This window comes from Neisseria sp. HMSC055H02 (genome assembly GCF_001813335.1).
GTDB classification, from domain to species: Bacteria; Pseudomonadota; Gammaproteobacteria; order Burkholderiales; family Neisseriaceae; genus Neisseria; species Neisseria sicca_C.
The window spans coordinates 80,036-83,666 of record NZ_KV812096.1 but is presented as its reverse complement, the minus strand read 5'-3'; the positions used below and the strand labels follow the sequence as shown (position 1 = coordinate 83,666).

Sequence of the window (3,631 nt, the reverse complement as noted above, 5' to 3'; positions counted from 1 at the left end):
CCGTAGCGTGGGCTCTGCCCACGAAAAACACCAGCAAAAAGGTCGTCTGAAACCCAAAATCCGGTTTCAGAAGACCTCCGAAACAAACCCATAACGCAGGCTGCCACCCGCAACCGCCGCAATAAAAAACCGTCCGAAACCCCATCCAAAGTGTTCAGACAACCATAAAAGCCGTAGCGTGGGCTCTGCCCACGAAAAACATCAGCCAAAAGGTCGTCTGAAACCCAAAATCCCGTTTCAGACGACCATAAAAGCAAAAGCCCGCACACCAAAAAACCAAGGGCCTGACTACAAAGAAGAGAAAACCATCCCAAGCGTCCGAACACCCGTTCAGACCGCCTTCCCGTATTCAGGCATATTCCGACCCACCAAGCCCCGAGCAGGTACGATATGCTGAAATTCATCATCCGCCGCATACTTTCCGCCATCCCCACCATGCTGGTACTGATTACCGTCTCATTCTTCCTGATGCGGCTCGCACCCGGCAGCCCCTTCACCGGCGACAAAAACGTACCGCCCGCCGTACTGGCCAACATCGAAGCCAAATATCATCTGAACGACCCGATGTACCTGCAATACTTCAACTATCTCAAACAACTCGCCCACGGCGACCTCGGTCCCTCATTCAAATACAAAGACTACAACGTCAACGAGCTGCTCGCCCAAGCCCTGCCCGTTTCCGTCGAGCTGGGCGTGTACGCCTTCATCATCTCCACCGTCTTGGGCGTACTCATGGGCACCATCGCCGCACTCAGGCGCAACACATGGGCGGACTACACCATCATGACCGCCGCCATGACCGGCATCGTCGTCCCCAGCTTCGTCAAAGCCCCCATCATGATTTTCATCTTCGCCATCACCCTCAAATGGCTGCCCGCCGGCGGCTGGAATGACGGCTCGTTGACCAGCCTCATCATGCCCGTCGCCGCCCTCTCCATAGGCTATGTCGCAGGCCTCGCCCGCATCACGCGCGGCGCGATGATAGAAGTGTTGAACAGCCCCTACATCCGCACTGCCCGCGCCAAAGGATTATCAATGAACAGCATCGTCCTGCGCCACGCCCTGCGTCCCGCCATGCTGCCTATCCTTTCCTATCTCGTTCCTGCCTTCGTCGGCATCATCACCGGCGCCATCGTCATCGAAAGCGTCTTCGGTCTGCCCGGCATCGGACAACTCTTCGTCAACGGCGCGCTCAACCGCGACTACGGCATGATCTTGGGGCTGACCATCCTCGTCGGCGTACTGACCATCGTCTTCAACGCCATACTCGACATCCTCTACGCCCTGATCGACCCGAAAATCCGCTATTAAAAGCAAAAAAGGTCGTCTGAAAACCGGTTTTGCCGTTTTCAGACGACCCCCGAACAAAAAACGGAGAACACCATGCTATTCAACAAGAAAAATTCCCGCGCCATAGCAGACGCAGCCGAACAGGCACAAGTACACGGACGCAGCCTGTGGCAGGACGCGTGGCGGCGTTTCAGCAACAACAAAGCCGCCCTGTGCAGCGTCTTCATCCTTGCCGCCATTATCCTCTTCGTTATCGCCGTCCCCTGGGTCAGCGCCTACACCTACGACTACACCGACTGGGACAACATGCAAATCCCGCCTTCCTTCGCCACCCGCCACTACTTCGGCACCGACCTGCTCGGACGCGACCTCTTCACCCGAGCCGCCGCCGGCGGACGCATTTCCCTGCTCATCGGCATTGCAGGCGCACTCGTTGCCGTCGTCATCGGCACGCTCTACGGCGCACTCGCAGGCTTCTTCGGCGGCAAACTCGACTCCGTCATGATGCGCCTGCTCGAAATCCTCAACGCCTTTCCGTTCATGTTTTTCGTCATCCTCTTGACCACCTTCTTCGGGCGCAACCTCTTACTCATCTTCGTCGCCATCGGACTCGTCTCATGGCTGGACGTCGCCCGCATCGTCCGCGGACAAACCCTCAGCCTCAAACACAAAGAATTCGTCGAAGCCGCCCGCATCACAGGCGTATCCCGCCGCCGCATCGTTACCCGCCACATCATCCCTAACGTACTCGGCGTCGTCATGGTTTACGCCTCCCTGCTCGTACCCGGCATGATCATGTTCGAATCCTTCCTCAGCTTCCTCGGATTGGGCGTACAAGAACCCAAGACCAGTTGGGGCTCCATGCTCCAAGAAGGCGCAGCCTCCATGGAAGCCGCCCCGTGGCAGCTCCTCGTCCCCTGCTTCTTCCTCGTCGCCACCCTCTTCTGCTTCAACTTTATCGGCGACGGCCTGCGCGACGCACTCGACCCCAAAGACCGCTGACACACACCACGAGGACACACCCATGAACACCCCGTTACTCACCGTCGAAAACCTCGACATCCGCTTCCAACTCCACGAAAAAACCGTCCACGCCGTGCGCAACATCAGCTTCAAAGTCGCCAAAGGCGAAACCCTCGCCCTCGTCGGCGAATCCGGTTCCGGCAAATCCGTTACCGCCATGTCCCTCATGCGCCTCCTGCCCGAAAACACCACCCGCTACGGACAAGACTCACGCATCACCTTCGACGGCACATCCATCCTCGACGCAGACGAAAAAACCCTCCGCAGCCTGCGCGGCGGATGCATCAGCTTCATCTTCCAAGAGCCCATGACCTCGCTGAACCCCTTCATGAAAATCGGCACCCAGCTCATGGAAGCCCTGCGCGTCCACAACAAAACCATCACCCGCAAAGCCGCCCGCGAACGCATCCTCGACCTCCTCAACCGCGTCGGCATCCGCGAAGCAGAACGTCGTCTGAAACAATACCCCCACGAATTCTCAGGCGGCCAGCTCCAGCGCATCATGATCGCCATGGCGCTGCTCAACGAGCCCGCCCTGCTCATCGCCGACGAACCCACCACCGCCCTCGACGTCACCATCCAGGCAGAAATCCTCGACCTCCTCCACGACCTCCAAAAACAAATGGGCATGGCGATAATCTTCATCACCCACGACCTCGGACTCGCCGAACACTACTCCGAAACCGTCTGCGTCATGAAAGACGGCGAAATCGTCGAGCGCGGCAAAATCAAACAAGTTTTCGCCAACCCCACCCACCCCTACACCGCCCAACTCATCCACTCCGTCCCCAAAGGCATGAAAGACCCCGTAGAAGGCAACCCGCCCGAACTCATCCGCGCCGACGGCATCAACGTCCACTTCACCCTCAAACACAACTTCTTCGGCAAACCCCTCAAAACCTTCCACGCCGTCAAAAACATCAGCCTCACCATCCGCCAAGGCGAAACCCTCGGCATCGTCGGCGAATCCGGTTCCGGCAAATCCACACTTGGCAAAGCCATCATGCAAATGCTCCCCTACCAAGGCAGCATACATTTCGACGGCAGCGACCTCGCCGCCCTCACCCCCGAGCGCGCGCGCCAACTCAAAGCCGAACGCCAAATCGTCTTCCAAGACCCCTACGGCTCACTCTCACCCCGCCTCACCGTCGGCGAAATCATAGGCGAAGGCCTCACCGTCCACCGCCCCGAAATGACCAAAGCCCAACGCACCGAACTCGTCCTCAAAGTCCTCGACGAAGTCTCCCTGCCCGCCGACGCGCTCAACCGCTACCCGCACGAATTCTCAGGCGGACAACGCCAACGCATCGCCATCGCC

General features: G+C 58.6%; 4 protein-coding genes. 3 read left to right on the top strand and 1 reads right to left on the bottom strand.

Translation table 11 applies throughout. From position 1 onward, the window contains the following. Positions 1-407: hypothetical protein (locus HMPREF2907_RS13230; protein ID WP_210388593.1), on the bottom strand; the 407-nt coding region annotated here is incomplete at its 3' end. On the opposite strand from HMPREF2907_RS13230, the gene oppB reads away from it, so the two are divergent. From oppB to HMPREF2907_RS07215, 3 genes are all read left to right on the top strand, one after another. Further along, positions 391-1,311: an oligopeptide ABC transporter permease OppB gene (oppB, locus tag HMPREF2907_RS07225; RefSeq protein ID WP_003741770.1), complete on the top strand. Its 921-nt coding sequence runs from the start codon at positions 391-393 to the stop codon at positions 1,309-1,311. The two genes, HMPREF2907_RS13230 and oppB, sit on opposite strands and share 17 nt — an antisense overlap. Before the next feature lie 72 nt (positions 1,312-1,383). Continuing rightward, positions 1,384-2,292, top strand: a complete 909-nt coding sequence (oppC, locus tag HMPREF2907_RS07220; protein ID WP_049227068.1) for an oligopeptide ABC transporter permease OppC — start codon at positions 1,384-1,386, stop codon at positions 2,290-2,292. 22 nt (positions 2,293-2,314) lie between these two features. Then, a partial coding sequence (locus tag HMPREF2907_RS07215) for an ABC transporter ATP-binding protein (protein WP_070681640.1) occupies positions 2,315-3,631 on the top strand: 1,317 nt, incomplete at its 3' end.

Bases quoted from the DNA above. Each gene is read 5' to 3' on its own strand.
- oppB (WP_003741770.1), top strand. From the start codon at position 391: ATGCTGAAATTCATCATCCGCCGCATACTTTCCGCCATCCCCACCATG.
- oppC (WP_049227068.1), top strand. From the start codon at position 1,384: ATGCTATTCAACAAGAAAAATTCCCGCGCCATAGCAGACGCAGCCGAA.